An 18,839-nucleotide genomic window follows, 5' to 3' on the forward strand; every position below is an offset into this window, starting at 1 on the left:
GCCACCCATGTTTGATACCGTCCTCATCGCCAACCGTGGCGAGATCGCCGTCCGCGCCATCCGCACCCTCAAGCGCCTGGGCGTGAAGAGCGTGGCGGTGTACTCCGACGCCGACCGCAACGCCCAGCACGTGCGGGATGCCGACCTGGCCATCGCCCTGGGTGGCGACAAGCCGGCCGACAGCTACCTGCGCGTCGACAAGATCCTCGCCGCGGCCGCCGAGACCGGCGCCCAGGCCATCTACCCCGGCTACGGCTTCCTCTCGGAAAGCGCCGAGTTCGCCGAGGCCTGCGCGGCCGCCGGCATCGCCTTCGTCGGCCCAACGCCCGCGCAGATCCGGGAATTCGGCCTCAAGCACCGCGCCCGCGAACTGGCCGCCGAGGCCGGGGTGCCGATGGCGCCGGGCACCGGTCTGCTGAGCAGCCTGGAAGACGCCCTGGCCGCCGCCGAGCGGATCGGCTATCCGGTGATGCTAAAGACCACCGCCGGAGGGGGCGGTATCGGCCTGACCCGCTGCGCCGATGCCGAGGCGCTCGCCAGCGCCTATGAAAGCGTCAAACGCATGGGCGAGCAGTTCTTCAGCGACGCGGGTGTGTTCCTCGAGCGCTTCGTCGATCAGGCGCGCCATGTGGAGGTGCAGATTTTCGGCGACGGCCTGGGCCGCGTGGTCGCCCTCGGCGAGCGCGACTGCTCCCTGCAGCGCCGCAACCAGAAGGTGGTGGAGGAAACCCCGGCGCCGAATCTGCCGCAGGCCACCCGCGAACGCCTGCATGCCGCCGCGGTGCAACTGGGTAGCTCGGTGAACTACCGCAGCGCCGGCACCGTGGAGTTCATCTACGACGCCGCCCGCGACGACGTCTATTTCCTGGAGGTGAACACCCGCCTGCAGGTGGAGCACCCGGTCACCGAGAGGGTCACCGGCCTGGACCTGATCGAATGCATGCTGCGCGTGGCCGCCGGCGACGCGCTGGACTGGGACGCGCTGGGCCAGGCTCCACGGGGCGCGGCCATGGAGGTGCGCCTGTATGCCGAAGACCCGCTGAAGAATTTCCAGCCCAGCCCGGGCGCGCTCACCGATGTGCACTTTCCGGCAGGCGTGCGAGTGGATGGCTGGGTCAGCACCGGCAGCGAGGTGTCGGCCTTCTACGACCCGATGATCGCCAAGCTGATCGTGCACGGCACCAGCCGCGAGGAAGCACTGCAGAAGCTGCGGGCCGCCCTGGCCGAGACCCGCCTGCACGGCATCGCCAGCAACCTGGACTACCTGCGCCAGGTGGTGGCCGACGAGCGCTTCGCCGAGGGCCGGGTCTGGACCCGCCTGCTGGACAGCTTCCAATACACCGCCAGCGTCATCGAAGTGCTGGAACCGGGCACTTACTCCAGCGTGCAGGATTTCCCTGGCCGCCTCGGCTACTGGGACATAGGCGTGCCGCCGTCCGGGCCGATGGACGACTACGCCTTCCGGCTGGCCAACCGCATCGTCGGCAACCACACCAGCGCCGCCGGCCTGGAGTTCACCCTGCAGGGCCCGACGCTGAAGTTTCATTGCGACGCACTGATCGCGCTGACCGGCGCCGACTGTCCGGCCACCCTCGACGACGCGCCGGTGGCCTACTGGGAGCCGGTGTCGGTGCGCGCCGGCCAGGTACTCAAGCTGGGCCGCGCCGCCAGCGGCTGTCGTACCTACCTGGCGGTGCGCAATGGCCTGGACGTGCCCCTGTACCTGGGCAGCCGCTCCACCTTTGCCCTCGGCCAGTTCGGCGGCCACGCCGGCCGTACCCTGCGCCCGGCCGACATGCTGGCTATTTCCCAACCGGCGTTACCAGCCTGCACCACGCCAGCCCCGGTGGCGCCGCCGCAGGCCGCGCATGCCAGCCTGATCCCCAGCTACGGCAGCACCTGGGACATCGGCGTGCTCTACGGCCCGCATGGCGCGCCGGACTTCTTTACTCCCGAGGCCATCGAGGAGTTCTTCGCCGCCGAATGGGAAGTGCACTACAACTCCAACCGCCTTGGCGTGCGCCTGTCCGGGCCAAAGCCGAGCTGGACCCGCGCCGACGGCGGCGAGGCCGGCCTGCACCCGTCCAACGTACACGACTGCGAATACGCCATCGGCTCGATCAACTTCACCGGCGACTTCCCGGTGATCCTCACCAAGGACGGCCCGAGCCTCGGCGGTTTCGTCTGCCCGGTGACCATCGCCAAGGCCGAGCTGTGGAAGGTGGGCCAGGTCAAGCCCGGCGACCGGCTGCGCTTCCACCCCATCAGCTTCCAGCAAGCCCAGGCCCTGGAGCAGGCGCAACTGGGCAGCATCGAGGCGCTGGCGGCGATCAGCGCGGTCAGCCTGCCGGCGCCGGCGCTGCAGCCGGGCAGCACCGTGTCCGCCACCGTGCTGGCCGAGCTGCCGGCCAGCGCCGGTCGCCCACAGGTGGTCTACCGCCAGGCCGGCGACGCCTACCTGCTGCTGGAATACGGCGACAACGTGCTGGACCTGGCCCTGCGGCTGCGCGTGCACTTGCTGATGGAAGCGCTGAAGGCGGCGAACATCGACGGTCTGGCCGAACTGGCGCCCGGCGTGCGCTCCCTGCAGCTGCGTTATGACAGCCGAGTGCTGCACCAGCGCACCCTGCTTGACCACCTGCTGCGCCTGGAGGAAACGCTGGGCGACGTCAGCAACCTCAAGGTGCCGACCCGCATCGTGCACCTGCCGATGGCCTTCGAGGACAGCGCCACCCTCGGCGCGGTGACCCGCTACCGGGAAACCGTGCGCGCCGAGGCGCCCTGGCTGCCGAACAACGTCGACTTCCTGCAGCGCATCAACGACCTGGATAGCCGCGAGCGGGTCAAGGACATCCTCTACGGCGCCAGCTACCTGATCCTCGGCCTGGGCGACGTCTATCTCGATGCGCCCTGCGCCGTGCCGCTGGACCCGCGCCATCGCCTGCTCAGTTCCAAGTACAACCCGGCGCGCACCTATACCGCCGAGGGCACGGTGGGCATCGGCGGCATGTACATGTGCATCTACGGCATGGACTCGCCCGGCGGCTATCAGCTGGTCGGTCGCACCCTGCCGATCTGGAACAAATACCTGAAGAACGCCCAGTTCGAGCGCGGCGAGCCCTGGCTGCTGAAGTTCTTCGACCAGGTGCGTTTCTACGAGGTCAGCGAGGAGGAGCTCACTGCCTTCCGCGAGGCCTTTCGCGAGGGCCGCGCGCAGATCCGCATCGAGCAGGGCGAGTTCGACTTCGCCGAGTACCAGCGCTTCCTGGTCGACAACGCGGAGAGCATCGCCGCGTTCCAGCAGCGCCAGAAGGCCGCCTTCGCCGCCGAGGTGCAGCTGTGGCGCGACGACGACCCGGCCGCCGCCCAGCCGCTGGCCAGCGCCGTGGAGGATGACGGCGACCTTAACGGCCACCTGGTCAGCGCCGAGATGAGTGGCAGCGTGTGGAAGGTGCTGGTACAGCCCGGCCAGCGCGTCGAGGCCGGCACTCCGCTGCTGGTGGTGGAGGCCATGAAGATGGAGCTGGCGGTCATCGCGCCGGTGGCCGGCATCGTCAAGTCGGTGCGCTGTCAGCCTGGCAAGGCGGTGACGCCCGGCGACGCCCTGCTGCTGCTCGAGCCCGAATCGGACGAGGCAGCCTGACATGCAGCTGCACAGTCCGGAACGGCGCAGCCGGGAACGCCCGGAGAATCTCGCCGAGCGCATCTACCAGCAGCTCAAGGACGACATCTTCGAGTTCCGCCTGCTGCCCGGCGACCGCTTCAGCGAAGGCGAGGTCGCCGAGCGCATGGCGGTCAGCCGCACCCCGGTGCGCCAGGCGCTCTACCAGTTGGAGCGCGAGGGCTTCGTCGCGGTGTCGTTCCGCAGCGGCTGGCAGGTCACGCCGTTCGACTTCCACCACTTCGAGGAGCTGTACGACGTGCGCATCGTCCTCGAACTGGAAGCGGTGCGCCGGCTGTGCGAACGCCCGGCCGGCGAGCTGCCCGCCGCGCTGGAGCAGCTGCGCGCCACCTGGCTGGTGGCGCCGGCGGAACGCCTGAGCGATGGCCGCGAGGTGTCACGGCTGGACGAGGCCTTCCACTGCCTGCTGGTGGAAGGCGCCGGCAACCGCGAAATGGCTCGCCTGCACCGTGACATCAGCGAGCGGCTGCGCATCATCCGCCGCCTGGATTTCACCCAGGGCGCCCGCATCACCGCCACCTATGAAGAACATGCCCGGATTCTCGGCGCGATCCTGTCGCGCCGCCCCGAAGAAGCACAGCGCCTGCTCAGGACGCACATCGAACTGAGCAAGGCCGAAGTGCGCAAGATCACCCTGCACATGCTGCACAACGCCCGACAACGGGCGCTGCAAGGGTGACGGTTCCACCGCCTGAAGACTGCCAACCGCTCGAACGTACGACCCCTTTTCAGTGAATGGAGATCGCAACATGCAACGTCGTCAACTGATCAAGGCACTGACCCTGTCCGCCTCGCTGGTCACCATGGGCATGAGCTGGAGCATCCAGGCCGCCGAAACCATCAAGGTCGGCATCCTGCACTCGCTGTCCGGCACCATGGCCATCTCCGAAACGTCCCTCAAGGACATGGCGCTGATGACCATCGACGAGATCAACGCCAAGGGTGGCGTGCTCGGCAAGCAGCTCGAACCAGTGGTGGTCGACCCCGCCTCCAACTGGCCGCTGTTCGCCGAGCGCGGCCGCCAGCTGCTGACCCAGGACAAGGTGGCGGTGACCTTCGGCTGCTGGACCTCGGTGTCCCGCAAGTCGGTGCTGCCGGTCTACGAGGAGCTGAACGGCCTGCTGTTCTACCCGGTACAGTACGAAGGCGAGGAGCTGTCGGCCAACGTGTTCTACACCGGCGCGGCGCCGAACCAGCAGGCCATCCCGGCGGTGGAATACCTGCTGAGCGAGGACGGCGGTGCGGCCAAGCGCTTCTTCCTGCTGGGCACCGACTACGTCTACCCGCGCACCACCAACAAGATCCTGCGCGCCTTCCTGATCTCCAAGGGCGTGGCCGAGAAGGACATCGAAGAGGTCTACACCCCGTTCGGCCACAGCGATTACCAGACCATCGTCGCCAACATCAAGAAGTTCTCCGCCGGCGGCAAGACCGCGGTGGTGTCCACCATCAACGGCGATTCCAACGTGCCCTTCTACAAGGAACTGGCCAACCAGGGCCTGGACGCCACCGACGTGCCGGTGGTGGCCTTCTCGGTGGGTGAGGAAGAACTGCGCGGCATCGACACCAAGCCGCTGGTCGGCCACCTGGCCGCCTGGAACTACTTCCAGTCGGTGGAAAACCCGGTCAACGCCGAGTTCGTGAAGAAGTGGAAGGCCTACGCCACGGCCAAGGGCCTGCCGAACGCCGACAAGGCGGTGACCAACGACCCGATGGAAGCCACCTACGTGGGCATCCACATGTGGGCCCAGGCCGTCGAGAAGGCCGGCACCACCGACGTGGACAAGGTGCGGCAGGCCCTCTACGGCCAGACCTTCGCCGCGCCGAGCGGTTACACCCTGACCATGGAAAAGAACCATCACCTGCACAAGCCGGTGATGATCGGTGAAGTGCAGGAGGACGGTCAGTTCTCGGTGGTCTGGCAGACCGAAGGCCCACTGCGCGCCCAACCGTGGAGCCCGTACATCCCCGGCAACGACAAGAAGCCGGACTACGCGGTGGTGGGTAACTAAGACCCCGGCACGGCGGGCAGAGCCCGCTCGGTGGATCGGTAAAGCGCGATCCACCCTACGGTACGTGGCAGCGCCGTAGGGTGGACAACGCCTTCCTTGTCCACCAACCCGCCGGCACGGCGGGCCGGGCCACAACCCCACGCGTCATCCATTTGCCCATTGATGAAGGGGCTTCACCATGCCCACTGCCTTGTACCGATTACTGCTGTCGCTGGCCTTGCTGCTGCCGCTGGGCGCCCAGGCCGGCGATGCCCTGGAATTCACCCGCGCCGGCGCCAGCGATCAGGTGCGCCTGCTGGAACACTGGAGCGCCAGCCCCACGGCCGAACGCCGCGCCTTTCTCGACGCCCTGCAGCAGGGCCGGATCGGCACCGACAAGGACAAGAATCCCTACGTTCAGGAGGCCGGCCAGTGGCTGCCCCTGGAAGCTGAAAGTACAGCGCAGGACACCCCACGCGTGCTGCGCCTGAACAACCGCCTGCGCGGCCTGCTGAACACCGCACTGGCCAGCCATGCGCTGAGCGACGAGGACGCCAGCGCGCGCCTGGACGCCGCCCGCACCCTGCAGCGCAACGCGCCGCCGGCCCTGCTGCCGGTGCTCGAACAGCGCTTTGCCCAGGAAGGCGATGATGCGGTGCATGACGCCCTGGCGCTGGCCCTGGCCAACCTGCAGCTGGCCAGCCCGGAGGCCGCCACGCGCCTGAAGGCCGTGCGCCTGCTCGGCGAGACCGGCGAACCGCTGGCCAAGATCCGGCTGCAGGGCCTGCTGGACGGCGACGAGACCGACCCGGCGGTGCGCAAGGCAGCGGAAACCAGCCTGGCGCAGGTGGAGCGCAAGCTGTTCATCGGCGAACTGCTCGGCCAGGCCTTCAGCGGCCTGTCGCTGGGTTCGATCCTGCTGCTCGCCGCCCTGGGGCTGGCGATCACCTTCGGCCTGCTCGGTGTGATCAACATGGCCCACGGCGAAATGCTCATGCTTGGCGCCTACAGCACGTATCTGGTGCAGATCGGCTTCCAGCGGCTGGCCCCCGAGTACCTGGCGCTCTACCCGCTGGCCGCGCTGCCGGTGGCCTTCCTGGTCACCGCCGCCATTGGCATGGCCCTGGAGCGCACGGTGATCCGCCACCTCTACGGCCGACCGTTGGAAACTCTGCTGGCCACCTGGGGCATCAGCCTGATCCTCATCCAACTGGTGCGAGTGATCTTCGGCGCGCAGAACGTGGAAGTGGCCAACCCGGCCTGGCTGTCCGGTGGCTGGCAGGTGCTGCCCAACCTGGTGCTGCCCTGGAACCGCATCGTCATCATCGGCTTCGCGCTGTTCGTGGTGGCGCTCACCTGGCTGCTGCTCAACAGGACGCGCCTGGGCCTGAACGTTCGCGCCGTGACCCAGAACCGCAACATGGCGGCCTGCTGCGGCGTGCCCACCGGCCGAGTGGACATGCTGGCCTTCGGCCTCGGTTCGGGCATCGCCGGCCTGGGCGGCGTGGCGCTGAGCCAGATCGGCAACGTCGGACCGGACCTCGGCCAGGGCTACATCATCGACTCGTTCCTGGTGGTGGTGCTCGGCGGCGTCGGTCAGCTGGCGGGCAGCATCTCCGCCGCCTTCGGCCTCGGCGTGCTGAACAAGATCCTCGAGCCGCAGATCGGCGCCGTGCTGGGCAAGATCCTCATCCTCGCGCTGATCATCCTGTTCATTCAGAAACGCCCGCAGGGCCTGTTCGCTCTCAAGGGGAGGGTCATCGATTGAACACCATGAACCAGACGCTGCTGCTGCGCGCCAGCGCCAAGGTCGGCCCGCGCGTCAGCCTGGCCATCGGCCTGACCGTACTGGCCGTGCTGCTGGCCCTGCCGCTGCTGCACCTGCTGCCGGGCGAGCACGCCCTGCATGTGTCCTCCTACACCCTGACGCTGGTCGGCAAGATCCTCTGCTACGCGGTGGTGGCCCTGGCCCTGGACCTGGTGTGGGGCTACGCCGGCCTGCTGTCGCTGGGTCACGGGCTGTTCTTCGCCCTCGGCGGCTACGCGATGGGCATGTACCTGATGCGCCAGAGCGCGGGCGATGGCCTGCCGGCCTTCATGGCGTTCCTGTCGTGGAGCGAACTGCCCTGGTACTGGCTCGGCACTCAGCATTTCCTCTGGGCGCTGTGCCTGGTGGTAGCGGTGCCGGGGCTGCTGGCCTTCGTGTTCGGCTACTTCGCCTTCCGCTCGCGCATCAAGGGTGTGTACTTCTCGATCATGACCCAGGCGCTGACCTTCGCCGGCATGCTGCTGTTCTTCCGCAACGAAACCGGCTTCGGCGGCAACAACGGCTTTACGGACTTCAAGCGCATCCTCGGCTTCGACATCACCGCGCCGGGCACCCGCGCCGTGCTGTTCCTGGCCAGCGTGCTGCTGTTGCTGGGCAGCCTGTACCTGGGTTTCCGCCTGGCGCGCAGCAAGTTCGGCCGGGTGCTGACCGCGGTGCGCGACGCCGAGAACCGCCTGATGTTCTGCGGTTACGACCCGCGCGGCTACAAGCTGTTCATCTGGGTGCTCAGCGCCGTGCTGTGCGGCCTGGCCGGGGCGCTGTACGTGCCGCAGGTGGGCATCATCAACCCCTCGGAGATGTCGCCGACCAACTCCATCGAAGCCGCCGTGTGGGTAGCCCTTGGCGGGCGCGGCAGCCTGATCGGCCCGCTGCTCGGCGCCGGCATCGTCAACGGCATGAAGAGCTTCTTCACCGTGGCGCTGCCCGAGTACTGGCTGTTCTTCCTCGGCGCGCTGTTCATTCTGGTAACCCTGTACCTGCCCAAGGGCATCTACGGGCTGATCAAGCGAGGTGAGCAATGAGCACCAGCATCGACGCGGGCCTGGCCCGCGACGCCATCGGCCTCGGCCAGGTGGCCGGCAAGGGGCTGAACACCCGCCACGGCACCATCCTGTCGCTGGAAGACATCTGCGTCAGTTTCGACGGCTTCAAGGCGCTCACCGACCTGACGCTGTACATCGGCGTCGGCGAGCTGCGCTGCATCATCGGCCCCAACGGCGCCGGCAAGACCACGCTGATGGACGTGATCACCGGCAAGACCCGCCCGGACTCGGGCAGCGCCTGGTTCGGCGAAACCCTGGATCTGACGCGCATGAGCGAGGTGCAGATCGCCCAGGCCGGCATCGGCCGCAAGTTCCAGAAGCCCACGGTGTTCGAGGCGCTGTCGGTGTTCGAGAACCTGGAACTGGCGCAGAAGACCGACAAGTCGGTGTGGGCCAGCCTGCGCGCCCGGCTGAGCGGCGAGCAGCGCGAGCGCATCGACGAGGTGCTGGAGACCATCCGCCTCGGCCACGAGCGCCAGCGCCCGGCCGGCCTGCTGTCCCACGGCCAGAAGCAGTTCCTGGAGATCGGCATGCTGCTGGTGCAAAACCCGCAACTGCTGCTGCTCGACGAGCCGGTGGCCGGCATGACCGACGCGGAAACCGAGTTCACCGCCGAACTGTTCAAGTCCCTGGCCCGCAAGCACTCGCTGATGGTGGTCGAGCACGACATGGGCTTCGTCGGCAGCATCGCCGACCAGGTCACCGTGCTGCACCAGGGCCAGGTGCTGGCCGAGGGCTCGCTGGAACAGGTGCAGAACGATGAGCGGGTGATCGAGGTGTACCTGGGGCGTTGAACATGCGGTGGATGGCTGCGGCCATCCATCCTACGCCGGCTGCGAACGTAGGGTGGACAACGCTTTCCTTGCCCACCGCCCCGCCGGCACGGCGGGCCGCGAACCCCGCGCGGATACCCGAAACGAACTGCAGGGCGGTCATGCCACCGGCATGGCCGCCGAAGAAAACTCAAAGGACACCGAGATGCTCAACGTCCAATCGCTACACCAGTACTACGGCGGCAGCCATATCCTGCGCGGGCTGTCGTTCGAGTCACCGATCGGCGAGGTCACCTGCCTGCTCGGCCGCAACGGCGTCGGCAAAACCACGCTGCTCAAGTGCCTGATGGGCCTGATCCCTGCCAAGGACGGGCAAGTGCTCTGGGAAGACCAGCCCATCACCGCCCTCAAGCCGCACCAGCGCGTACAGGCCGGCATCGCCTACGTGCCCCAGGGCCGGGAGATCTTTCCGCGCCTGACCGTGGAGGAAAACCTGCTGATGGGCCTGTCGCGTTTCAACGCCCGCGAAGCCAGGGAGGTGCCGGCATTCATCTACGAGCTGTTCCCGGTGCTGCAGGAAATGAAGCATCGCCGTGGCGGCGACCTCTCCGGCGGCCAGCAGCAACAGCTGGCCATCGGCCGCGCCCTGGCCAGCCGCCCGCGTCTGCTGATCCTCGACGAGCCCACCGAAGGCATCCAGCCCTCGGTGATCAAGGAAATCGGCGCGGTAATCAAGAAGCTCGCCGCACGCGGCGACATGGCCATTCTGCTGGTCGAGCAGTTCTACGACTTCGCTGCCGAGCTGGCCGACCAGTACCTGGTGATGAGCCGGGGCGAGATCGTCCAGCGCGGACGCGGAGAAGACATGGAGCGTGAAGGGGTGCGCGGGCTGGTGGCGATCTGAGGATCGCAGCACCCTGGTAGAGGGCGGTGCCGCAGGAGGAATGACAGGCACAAACGGCATTGTGAACCTATCTTCAACGGCGCCCGATCCCCCACAAGAGGTTCCCATGCCGCAGCCCATCAGCAACGCGTACGTCCGCGACCTGGATCGCCGCTACGTCTTCCACTCCTGGTCCACCCAGGGCAACCTTGATCCGCTGGTGATCGCCGGCGGCCAGGGCTGTCGGCTGTGGGACCACGACGGCCGCGAGTATCTGGATTTCAGCAGCCAGCTGGTCTTCACCAACCTGGGCCACCAGCATCCGAAGGTGGTCGCCGCCATTCAGGCGCAGGCCGCCAGCCTGGCGACCGTCGCCCCGGCCACCGCCAACCTGATGCGCGGCGAGGCAGCGAAACGCATCATCGCTCGCGCGCCGGATGGCTTCGCCAAGGTGTTCTTCACCAACGCCGGGGCGGATGCCAACGAGAACGCCATGCGCATGGCGCGCCTGTTCACCGGGCGGCCGAAGATCCTCTCCGCCTACCGTTCCTACCACGGCAACACCGGCGCGGCCATCGTCGCCACCGGCGAAGGGCGGCGCCTGTCCAACGAATACGCCACCGGCCATGTGCATTTCTTCGGACCGTATCTCTATCGCAGCGAATTCCACGCCGGCAGCGAGCAGGAGGAATGCGAGCGCGCCCTGCGCCACCTGCGCCGGGTGATCGAAAGCGAAGGCCCGTCGAGCATCGCCGCCATCCTGCTGGAAACCGTGCCCGGCAGCGTCGGCATCCTGGTGCCGCCGGCGGGCTACCTGCAGGGCGTGCGCGCGCTGGCCGACGAATTCGGCCTGTTGCTGATCCTCGACGAGGTGATGGCCGGCTTCGGCCGCTGCGGCAGCTGGCTGGCGCTGGAGCGTTTCGATGTGGTGCCGGACCTGATCACCTTCGCCAAGGGGGTGAACTCCGGTTACGTGCCGGCCGGCGGGGTGATGATCTCGGCGCGCCTGTGCGATTTCTTCGAGACCCGCTACTTCCCCGGCGGCCTGACCTACTCCGGCCACCCCCTGGCCATGGCCGCCATCGTCGCCACGCTGGATGCCATGCACGAAGAAGGGGTAGTGGAGAATGCCCGACAGGTCGGCGAGGAAGTGCTCGGGCCGGGCCTCAAGGCGCTGGCCGACAGGCACGCGGTGATCGGCGAGGCGCGCGGCATCGGCCTGTTCTGGGCGCTGGAGCTGGTCGAGGATCGCCAGCGCAGGACTCCGCTGCCAGCAGCGCAGATGGCACGCATCAAGGCCAGGCTGCTGGAGCGTGGGCTGATTCCGTTCATCGTGGATAACCGCATCCATGTGCTGCCGCCGTGCATCGTCAGCGCCGAGGAGGTGCGCCAGGCGCTGGCGATCTACGACGACGTGCTCGGTAGCCTCTAGTTGCGGCTCAGCGCAGCTGGCTGTCCTTGCTGCCGCGCCGGTTGTAGCCACTGAAGGCGGCGCCGGCCTTGTCGCGCTCGGTCTGGCAGGCCACGCACAGACGCACGCCGGGCAGCGCCGCGCGGCGCGCCTCGGGAATGGGCGCGTCGCACTCTTCGCAATGGCTCAGGCTTTCGCCCGTGGGCAGTTCGCTGCGGGCGCGCGCGATGGCGTCGTCGATGCTGCTGTCGATCTGTTCCTGTACCGCGCCGTCGCTGGTCCAGCCACCGGCCATGTCGCACCTCCTTCCGGGGATTTCACCGGGTAAAGGTATGCACCCGGCGCCGGCCGCCTGCAAGGGGCTCAGTGCCGAGCGGCAAGACGTTGCAGCAACACCGACAGGCCGCCGCTGGCGATCAGCACGGCCATCCCCAGCAGGCCGAGGGCGTCCGGCATGTGGTCGAACAGCACCGCCCCCAGCAGGGTGGCAAAGAAGATCTGGCCATAGGTGAACGGCGCCAGTGTCGCCGCGCTGCCGAAGGCATAGGCACGAGTCAGTACCAGGTGCCCCGACATGCCGAGCACGCCCATGCCCACCATCATCAGCAGGTGCTTCCACTCCGGAAGCTCCCAGACGAAGGGCACCGCCAGGCTGAACAGCAGCGTGGCGATCAGGCCGCTCAGGTAGTTGGTGGTGACCGGGTGGTCGGTGCCGTTCAGGCGCCGGGTCAGCAGCATGTAGACGCTCAGGCACAGCGAGGCGGCCAGCGGCCAGAGGATGGCCGGGGTGAACAGCTCGCCGCCCGGCCGTACGATGATCAGCACCCCCGCGAAGCCGAGCAGCACCGACGCCCACTGCCCCAGGCTGACGCGCTCCTTGAGCAGCAGCACCGACAACAGCGTGACGAACAGCGGCGAGAGGAACATCACCGCGGTGGCCTCGCCCAGCGGGATGTAGCGCAGGCCCACCAGCAGGAACACGCTGATGCCCACCTGGCTGAGCGCCCGCACGAGCTGCAGCAGCGGTCGTTGCGTGCGCAGCAGGTTGCGGCCCATGCGCGGGGCGAAGCCGATGGTCATCACCACCAGCTGGGTCAGGTTGCGCGCCCAGACGATCAGGAAGACCGAATAGAGCAGCGCCAACTGCTTGGACAGGGCGTCATGGCTGGCCAGCAGGAAGCCGGACAGCAGGATCAGGGCAATACCGATCAGAGGGTTGGGCGTCATCGGGAGGCACGGCGGAAGTTAGTTAGCTTGCTAAGTATATACCGCTCCCATTGTCGCACCATGCGACAAACGACTGCCGGCGGCGATAGAATGCCGCCCCCGAAAGTAGCCGTCGGTCCAGCCGACCTATCCGCCGAGTTCCTTTTCGATGTTTTCCATCCGCTTGATGCACGACCAGGACATCCCCGCCATCCTGGATATCCAGACCGAGGCCTATGCCAGCGATCTGCTGGAATCCGAAGCGATCATCCGTGCCCGCCGCGCCAGCGCGCCCCGGCATGCCTGGGTGGCCGAGGATGACCAGGGCGTGTGTGCCTATCTGTTCGCCTATCACTCGCGTGTCGGCAAGGTGACCCCACTGGATGGCGAGTTTCGCACCCCTGCCCAGCCCGATTGCCTCTACCTGCACGACCTGGCGGTGGCCCGCCGGGCGGCCGGGCGGCGTATCGGCCCGGCATTGGTGCGCGAGGCCCTCGGCCAGGCGCGCCAGCAGCAGCTGCGCTTTTCCGCGCTGGTCTCCGTGCAGGATTCCCACGCCTTCTGGAACCGCATGGGCTACGCCGAACACCAGCCCGACCCGGAGCATGCCGCGCACCTGCACAGCTACCAGGTGCCCGCCACCTACATGGTGCGCCCGCTGCAATGATCGATTCCCCTGCGAAACACATGGTTACGTCCCCATCGTCGTCAGCGGTTGAGCCGCGCCGCCGCCTTCGGGATACTGCGCGCCGCCTCTTTTTCTTCGAAAGAGACCGCCTCGTTGCCTACCCTCATCTGACAGCCTGACTGTCCGTACACCAACACGCCGTGGAGCCGAGCCAATGAAGAGGAGCGATGTCGTCTGGAGCCTCGTCGGCATTGGCGCTGTCATCTTTTCCTGCTTTCTGCTCTACCACGAGATCCGTGACATTTCGCTGGACGACCTGGCTGAAAGCCTGCGGGCCATCTCCCACCATCAGTGGCTGCTGGCGGCGCTGGCCACCACCGGCGCCTATGCGGCGCTGGCCGGCTACGATCGCATCGCCCTGAAGCACCTGGGCAAGAAAATCTCGCTCTGGTTCATCACCCTCTGTTCGTTCACCACTTACGCCCTGGCCCACAACATCGGCGCCTCGGTGTTCTCCGGCGCGCTGGTGCGCTACCGCGCCTACCGCACCAAAGGGCTGACGCCGCAGGAAATCGGCCTGCTGATCGTGTTCTGCTCGTTCACCTTCAGCCTCGGCGCCATCTTCGCCGGCGGCGTGGTGCTGATCATCCAGCCCGAGCTGATCCACCGCCTGGCGGACGTCTCGCCGCTGGTCTCGGTGCTGATCGGCAGCGGCATGCTGGCCTTCGTGGCGCTGTACGTGCTGGGCTCCTGGCTGCAGTTCAAGCCCCGCGAGTTCGGCAAGCTGAAAATCGAATACCCGCGCCTGGCGGTGGTACGCGACCAGTTGATCGCCGGCCCGCTGGAACTGCTGTGCGCCGCAGCGATCATCTACTTCGCGCTGCCCGCCGAAACCAACCCCGGCTACCTGGTGGTACTGGGCGTGTTCCTCGCCTCCTTCTCCCTGGCGCTGCTGTCCCACGCGCCCGGCGGCCTGGGCGTGCTGGAAATGACCTTCATCGCCGCCCTGCCGGAGATCGCCACCACCGACCTGCTGGCCGCGCTGATCGTGTTCCGCGGCTTCTACCTGCTGCTGCCCTTCGCGCTGTCGCTGCTGGTGGTGCTGGGCTTCGAGTACAAGCAGTGGGTCGCCCGGCGCGAGCAGCCGCACGAGTAAGCGCAACTGCGGGTGAATGGCCCTTCGCCTGAGCCTGCCGCTGACCTAAACTGCGCGGCCCATTTTTCTGAGCCGCTTCGCCCCATGTCCCTCGCTGTTCCCGCCCGCGCCTGCGGCATCGATTTCGGCACCTCCAACTCCACCGTCGGCTGGCTGCGCCCCGACCAGCCGACGCTGATCCCCCTGGAAGACGGCCGGATCACCCTGCCCTCCGTGGTGTTCTTCAACCAGGAGGAACGCCGCCCGGCCTTCGGGCGCCAGGCCCTGGGCGAATACCTGGACGGCTACGAAGGCCGCCTGATGCGTTCGCTGAAGAGCCTGCTGGGCTCCTCGCTGCTCAAGGGCGACACCACGGTGCTGGGCAGCGCGGTGCCGTTCAAGCAGATCCTCGGCCTGTTCCTCGGCGAGCTGAAGAAGCGCGCCGAAGCTGCCGCCGGGCGTCCCTTCGAGCAGGTGGTGCTGGGGCGCCCGGTGTTCTTCGTCGACGACGACCCGGATGCCGACCGCGAGGCCGCCGATACCCTGCGGGCGGTGGCCGCCGGGCTGGGCTTCACGGACATTTCCTTCCAGTACGAGCCGATTGCCGCCGCCTTCGACTACGAAGCCACCCTGGCGCGCGAGGAGCTGGTGCTGATCGTCGACATCGGCGGCGGCACCTCGGACTTCTCCCTGGTGCGCCTGTCGCCCGACCGCCGACAGGTTGCCGAGCGCCAGGACGACATCCTGGCCACCGGCGGCGTGCATATCGGCGGCACCGACTTCGACAAGCAGCTGTCGCTGGCCGGCGTGATGCCGCTGTTCGGCTACGGCAGCCGCATGAAGAGCGACGCGCCGATGCCCACCAGCACGCACCTGAACCTGGCCACCTGGCACACCATCAATGCGGTATACGCGCAAAAGCACCGGCTGGCGCTGAAGAACATGCGCTACGACATCGTCGACCCCACCGGCATCGACCGGCTGTTCCGCCTGATCGAACAGCGCGCCGGACACTGGCTGGCGATGCAGGTGGAAGACAGCAAGATCGAGCTGACCCACGCCGCCGAGCGGCGCATCGACCTCACGCGCATCGAGGCCGGCCTCACTGCCGAGCTGCCGCGCGAGCTGTTCGAGTCGGCCATCGCCGGGCAGCTGGAGCGCATCGGCGCCAGCATCGCCGGGCTGCTGGCGCGCGCCGGCATCGCCGGCGAACAGGTGGACACCCTGTACTTCACCGGCGGCTCCAGCGCGGTGCCGGCGCTGCGCCAGAGCGTCGCCCGCCTGCTGCCCCAGGCGCGCACCGTGGAAGGCGACCATTTCGGCGGCATTGGCAGCGGCCTGGCCATCGAAGCCTTCAAGCGCTACGGCTAGGGAATCCGCAGGCTTCCGGCTGGGCGCGGGGTGCGGTTCTTTGACCTAGGTCGGCTTGACGAAGCCTGACCGCGCAGTCAAATTGCCACCACCCTAGTCCAGCCTCACGCTCGCCTGGTGTTCTGTACGGCTACCGTCGCGTCTGCGTGACCCGAGCGGGCGGCGGCCCTGGACCGTACCGAGCGTCATCCAGGGGAAAGGAACCCGCGCTTGGCCGTTTTACTGCAGTCCATCCATCCCCAGCACCATCGCTCCCTGCGTCTGACCCTGCTGCTGCTCAGCCTGGCGCTGTGCGGCCTGCTGGTGCTGCCGTTCGTGGCGTACCGCGAGACGGCCGGCGAGCATTTCCTGACCGGGCACCTGCTGCTGGAAACCCTGTCCATCGTCATCGCCGGGCTGATCTTCGCCATCGGCTGGAACACCTACCGGCAGCATCGGCAGAGCAACATCCTGGTGGTGTCCTGCGCCTTTCTCGGGGTGGCCATCGCCGACTTCTCGCACATGCTCTCGTTCCAGGGCATGCCCGACTACTTCACCCCCAGCAGCCCCGAGAAGGCCATCCACTTCTGGCTGCTGGCCCGCTACCTGGCGGCCCTGGCCCTGCTGCTGGTCGCCCTGCTGCCCTGGCGACCGCTCAGCGAGGCCGCCCACGACCAGCGCACCCTGCTCAACCATCGCTCGCTGAGCCTGGTGGTGATCCTGCTGGTGGTCGGGGTCGCGCACTGGGTGTTTCTGGTCCATCCCGAATGGCTGCCGCGTACCTTCATCGCCGGCCAGGGGCTGACCACCTTCAAGCTTGCCGCCGAGATGGGCGTCATTCTGATCTGCCTGGCGGCCCTGGTGCTGCTGGGCCGGCGCCTGCGCAGGCGGGCCCACTTCAACGTGCCACTGCTGATGGGCGCCCTGGGGCTGACGGTGTTCAGCGAGCTGCTGTTCACCAGCTATTTCCGGGTGACCGACCTGTACAACCTGGCAGGCCACGCCTACAAGGTGCTGGCCTACCTGATGCTCTACTGGTCGATGTTCGTGGAAACCGTGGCGGCGCCCTACCGGGCGCTGAGCGCCAGCCGGCGCGAGATGCAGGCCATGGTCGAGGCGATTCCCGACCTGCTGCTGGAGCTGGACGACGAGGGCCGCCTGCTGCGCCTGTACAACCCGCGCGCGGCCAGGCCCAACGGCCTGCCGGCCAATGCCACCGGGCGCCGCCTCGAGGAACTGCTGCCCGCCGACGCGGCGCAGGTCTGCCAGCAGGCGCTGGACGAGGCCCGCAGCCAGGGCGCCAGCACCGGCCGGCAGCTGCACCTGGAACAGGCCGGGCAGACGCGCAGTTTCGAGCTGTCCGTGTCGCCGCTGCGCCAGCAGCGGGAAACCCGCTACGTGGTGCTGGCCCGCGACATCACCGAGCGGTTGCGCGACCAGCGGCGCATCGAGCGCCTGGCCCATTACGACGTCCTCACCGAGCTGCCCAACCGTACCCTGTTCGCCACCCGCGTCGACCTGGCCCTGGAGATCTGCGCGCGTCAGCAGCGGCCGCTGGCGGTGCTGTTCCTCGATCTGGATCGTTTCAAGGCAATCAACGACAGTCTCGGCCACCGGGTGGGCGACGCCTTGCTGCGCGCCGTGGCCCGGCGTCTGACCTCGCTGCTGCGCAGCGAGGACACCCTGGCCCGCCAGGGGGGCGACGAGTTCATCTGCGCGCTGCCCGGCAGCGGCGCCGACGAGGCCGCGCGGGTGGCGCAGCGCATCTGCGAGGCGCTGCGCCAGCCCTTCGAGGTGCTCAACCACACCCTGCACCTCAGCGCTTCAGTCGGCATCGCCGTGTTCCCGACCGACGGAGAGGATCGCGAAACCCTGGTGCGCAATGCCGACACCGCCATGTACCGGGCCAAGCAGGACAACAACGGCGGCCATGCCTTCTTCACCGCCGACATGCAGACGCGCCTCAGCCGCGCCCGCACGCTGGAGCAGGCGCTGCGCGGCGCACTGCAACGCGGCGAACTGAGCCTGCACTACCAGCCGCTGCTGGACATCCGCGGGCGCCGGCTGGTGGGCGCCGAAGCACTGCTGCGCTGGCAACACCCGCAGCTGGGCGCGGTCAGTCCGGCCGAATTCATTCCGGCGGCGGAAAGCAGCGGACAGATCCTGGCCATCGGCGACTGGGTGCTGGCCAGCGCGGTTGCCCAGTTGCGACGCTGGCTGGACCAGGGTTACGGGCCGGAGCTGCGGATGGCGGTCAACCTGTCCATGGCGCAGTTCCGCACCCCGGGGCTGTGCGAGCGGATCGCTGGGCTGCTCGCCCAGCACCGCCTCGCGCCGGACAGCCTTGAGCTGGAGCTGACCGAAAGCCTGACCATGCACGATCCGGACAGCGTGGTGCGCGAGGTACAGCGCCTCAGCGCGCTGGGTGTGCGCCTGGCGCTGGACGACTTCGGCACCGGCTATTCCTCGCTCGCCTACCTCAAGCAACTGGACGTACACACCCTCAAGGTGGACCGCAGCTTCGTCCGCGATCTGCACGAGGCCAGCGCGCAGCGCATCGTCCAGGCCGTGCTGGGCATCGCCCGCGGCCTGAACCTGCACACCATCGCCGAAGGCGTGGAAACCGCCGAACAGCTGGCCGCCCTGGAGGAAATGGGCTGCGACCAGGCGCAGGGCTTCCTGTTCTCGCCGGCGCTGCCGGTGGAACAGTTTGAACGGCGCTGCCGGGAACAGGGCTGGCTGGGCCAGTCGCATATCCCGTCGGATTACAGCTACGACATCTGACGGCAAGGAGCCCTACGCCGGATCGGCCGGCGCGCACGGTGGACGCGCGATCCCAACGAAGGGATCCGACCCGCCACGCCCGCACGGTCACTGTAGGGTGGACAACGTTTTCCTTGTCCACCAAC

14 protein-coding genes are annotated in these 18,839 nt (G+C 67.8%); 12 read left to right on the forward strand and 2 right to left on the reverse strand.

Annotated elements, in window-relative coordinates:
• Positions 1-7 precede the first annotated feature (7 nt).
• The 8 genes from uca (at position 8) to PT85_RS09900 (ending at position 11,632) form a co-directional block, all read left to right on the forward strand.
• The gene (uca, locus tag PT85_RS09865; RefSeq protein ID WP_039606561.1) at positions 8-3,643 is read left to right on the forward strand and encodes an urea carboxylase; all 3,636 of its coding nucleotides are present in this window, start codon (positions 8-10) and stop codon (positions 3,641-3,643) included.
• 1 nt (position 3,644) lies between these two features.
• Positions 3,645-4,361, forward strand: coding sequence for a GntR family transcriptional regulator (locus tag PT85_RS09870; RefSeq protein ID WP_039606562.1), 717 nt, complete (start codon positions 3,645-3,647; stop codon positions 4,359-4,361).
• A 70-nt stretch (positions 4,362-4,431) separates the two neighbouring features.
• Positions 4,432-5,694: an urea ABC transporter substrate-binding protein gene (urtA, locus tag PT85_RS09875; protein ID WP_039606563.1), complete on the forward strand. Its 1,263-nt coding sequence runs from the start codon at positions 4,432-4,434 to the stop codon at positions 5,692-5,694.
• 178 nt (positions 5,695-5,872) lie between these two features.
• The gene (gene urtB, locus PT85_RS09880) at positions 5,873-7,441 is read left to right on the forward strand and encodes an urea ABC transporter permease subunit UrtB (RefSeq protein ID WP_039606564.1); all 1,569 of its coding nucleotides are present in this window, start codon (positions 5,873-5,875) and stop codon (positions 7,439-7,441) included.
• Positions 7,442-7,446: 5 nt separating this feature from the next.
• A complete protein-coding gene (gene urtC / locus PT85_RS09885; RefSeq protein WP_039606565.1) occupies positions 7,447-8,523 on the forward strand; it encodes an urea ABC transporter permease subunit UrtC in 1,077 nt (358 codons plus the stop codon).
• Positions 8,520-9,338, forward strand: a complete 819-nt coding sequence (urtD, locus tag PT85_RS09890; protein WP_039606566.1) for an urea ABC transporter ATP-binding protein UrtD — start codon at positions 8,520-8,522, stop codon at positions 9,336-9,338. The genes urtC and urtD overlap by 4 nt, the downstream gene beginning before the upstream one ends.
• Before the next feature lie 184 nt (positions 9,339-9,522).
• Positions 9,523-10,221: an urea ABC transporter ATP-binding subunit UrtE gene (gene urtE / locus PT85_RS09895; protein ID WP_039606768.1), complete on the forward strand. Its 699-nt coding sequence runs from the start codon at positions 9,523-9,525 to the stop codon at positions 10,219-10,221.
• A gap of 106 nt (positions 10,222-10,327) precedes the next feature.
• Complete coding sequence (locus tag PT85_RS09900) at positions 10,328-11,632, forward strand: aspartate aminotransferase family protein (RefSeq protein WP_027589887.1); 1,305 nt, start codon at positions 10,328-10,330, stop codon at positions 11,630-11,632.
• Between the two features lie 7 nt (positions 11,633-11,639).
• Here PT85_RS09900 and PT85_RS09905 read toward each other — a convergent pair whose 3' ends face one another.
• A complete protein-coding gene (locus PT85_RS09905) occupies positions 11,640-11,906 on the reverse strand; it encodes a DksA/TraR family C4-type zinc finger protein (protein ID WP_039559385.1) in 267 nt (88 codons plus the stop codon).
• 68 nt (positions 11,907-11,974) lie between these two features.
• Positions 11,975-12,838, reverse strand: coding sequence for a DMT family transporter (locus PT85_RS09910; RefSeq protein ID WP_039606567.1), 864 nt, complete (start codon positions 12,836-12,838; stop codon positions 11,975-11,977).
• A 166-nt stretch (positions 12,839-13,004) separates the two neighbouring features.
• Here PT85_RS09910 and PT85_RS09915 point away from each other — a divergent pair, with 166 nt between their 5' ends.
• The 4 genes from PT85_RS09915 to PT85_RS09930 all read left to right on the forward strand — a co-directional run bounded on the left by PT85_RS09915 (position 13,005) and on the right by PT85_RS09930 (position 18,714).
• Positions 13,005-13,484: a GNAT family N-acetyltransferase gene (locus PT85_RS09915; protein ID WP_039559794.1), complete on the forward strand. Its 480-nt coding sequence runs from the start codon at positions 13,005-13,007 to the stop codon at positions 13,482-13,484.
• 175 nt (positions 13,485-13,659) lie between these two features.
• Complete coding sequence (locus tag PT85_RS09920) at positions 13,660-14,601, forward strand: lysylphosphatidylglycerol synthase transmembrane domain-containing protein (RefSeq protein WP_027589891.1); 942 nt, start codon at positions 13,660-13,662, stop codon at positions 14,599-14,601.
• An 84-nt stretch (positions 14,602-14,685) separates the two neighbouring features.
• Positions 14,686-15,951, forward strand: a complete 1,266-nt coding sequence (locus tag PT85_RS09925; protein WP_039606568.1) for an Hsp70 family protein — start codon at positions 14,686-14,688, stop codon at positions 15,949-15,951.
• A 210-nt stretch (positions 15,952-16,161) separates the two neighbouring features.
• Positions 16,162-18,714, forward strand: coding sequence for a bifunctional diguanylate cyclase/phosphodiesterase (locus tag PT85_RS09930; RefSeq protein ID WP_052237651.1), 2,553 nt, complete (start codon positions 16,162-16,164; stop codon positions 18,712-18,714).
• Positions 18,715-18,839: the final 125 nt, after the last annotated feature.

This window comes from Pseudomonas flexibilis (genome assembly GCF_000806415.1).
Taxonomy (GTDB): domain Bacteria; phylum Pseudomonadota; class Gammaproteobacteria; order Pseudomonadales; family Pseudomonadaceae; genus Serpens; species Serpens flexibilis.

Excerpts from the sequence above, each read along its gene's own strand:
- uca (WP_039606561.1), top strand. The coding sequence starts at position 8 with ATGTTTGATACCGTCCTCATCGCCAACCGTGGCGAGATCGCCGTCCGC.
- PT85_RS09870 (WP_039606562.1), top strand. The coding sequence starts at position 3,645 with ATGCAGCTGCACAGTCCGGAACGGCGCAGCCGGGAACGCCCGGAGAAT.
- urtA (WP_039606563.1), top strand. The coding sequence starts at position 4,432 with ATGCAACGTCGTCAACTGATCAAGGCACTGACCCTGTCCGCCTCGCTG.
- urtB (WP_039606564.1), top strand. The coding sequence starts at position 5,873 with ATGCCCACTGCCTTGTACCGATTACTGCTGTCGCTGGCCTTGCTGCTG.
- urtC (WP_039606565.1), top strand. The coding sequence starts at position 7,447 with ATGAACCAGACGCTGCTGCTGCGCGCCAGCGCCAAGGTCGGCCCGCGC.
- urtD (WP_039606566.1), top strand. The coding sequence starts at position 8,520 with ATGAGCACCAGCATCGACGCGGGCCTGGCCCGCGACGCCATCGGCCTC.
- urtE (WP_039606768.1), top strand. The coding sequence starts at position 9,523 with ATGCTCAACGTCCAATCGCTACACCAGTACTACGGCGGCAGCCATATC.
- PT85_RS09900 (WP_027589887.1), top strand. The coding sequence starts at position 10,328 with ATGCCGCAGCCCATCAGCAACGCGTACGTCCGCGACCTGGATCGCCGC.
- PT85_RS09905 (WP_039559385.1), bottom strand. The coding sequence starts at position 11,906 with ATGGCCGGTGGCTGGACCAGCGACGGCGCGGTACAGGAACAGATCGAC.
- PT85_RS09910 (WP_039606567.1), bottom strand. The coding sequence starts at position 12,838 with ATGACGCCCAACCCTCTGATCGGTATTGCCCTGATCCTGCTGTCCGGC.
- PT85_RS09915 (WP_039559794.1), top strand. The coding sequence starts at position 13,005 with ATGCACGACCAGGACATCCCCGCCATCCTGGATATCCAGACCGAGGCC.
- PT85_RS09920 (WP_027589891.1), top strand. The coding sequence starts at position 13,660 with ATGAAGAGGAGCGATGTCGTCTGGAGCCTCGTCGGCATTGGCGCTGTC.
- PT85_RS09925 (WP_039606568.1), top strand. The coding sequence starts at position 14,686 with ATGTCCCTCGCTGTTCCCGCCCGCGCCTGCGGCATCGATTTCGGCACC.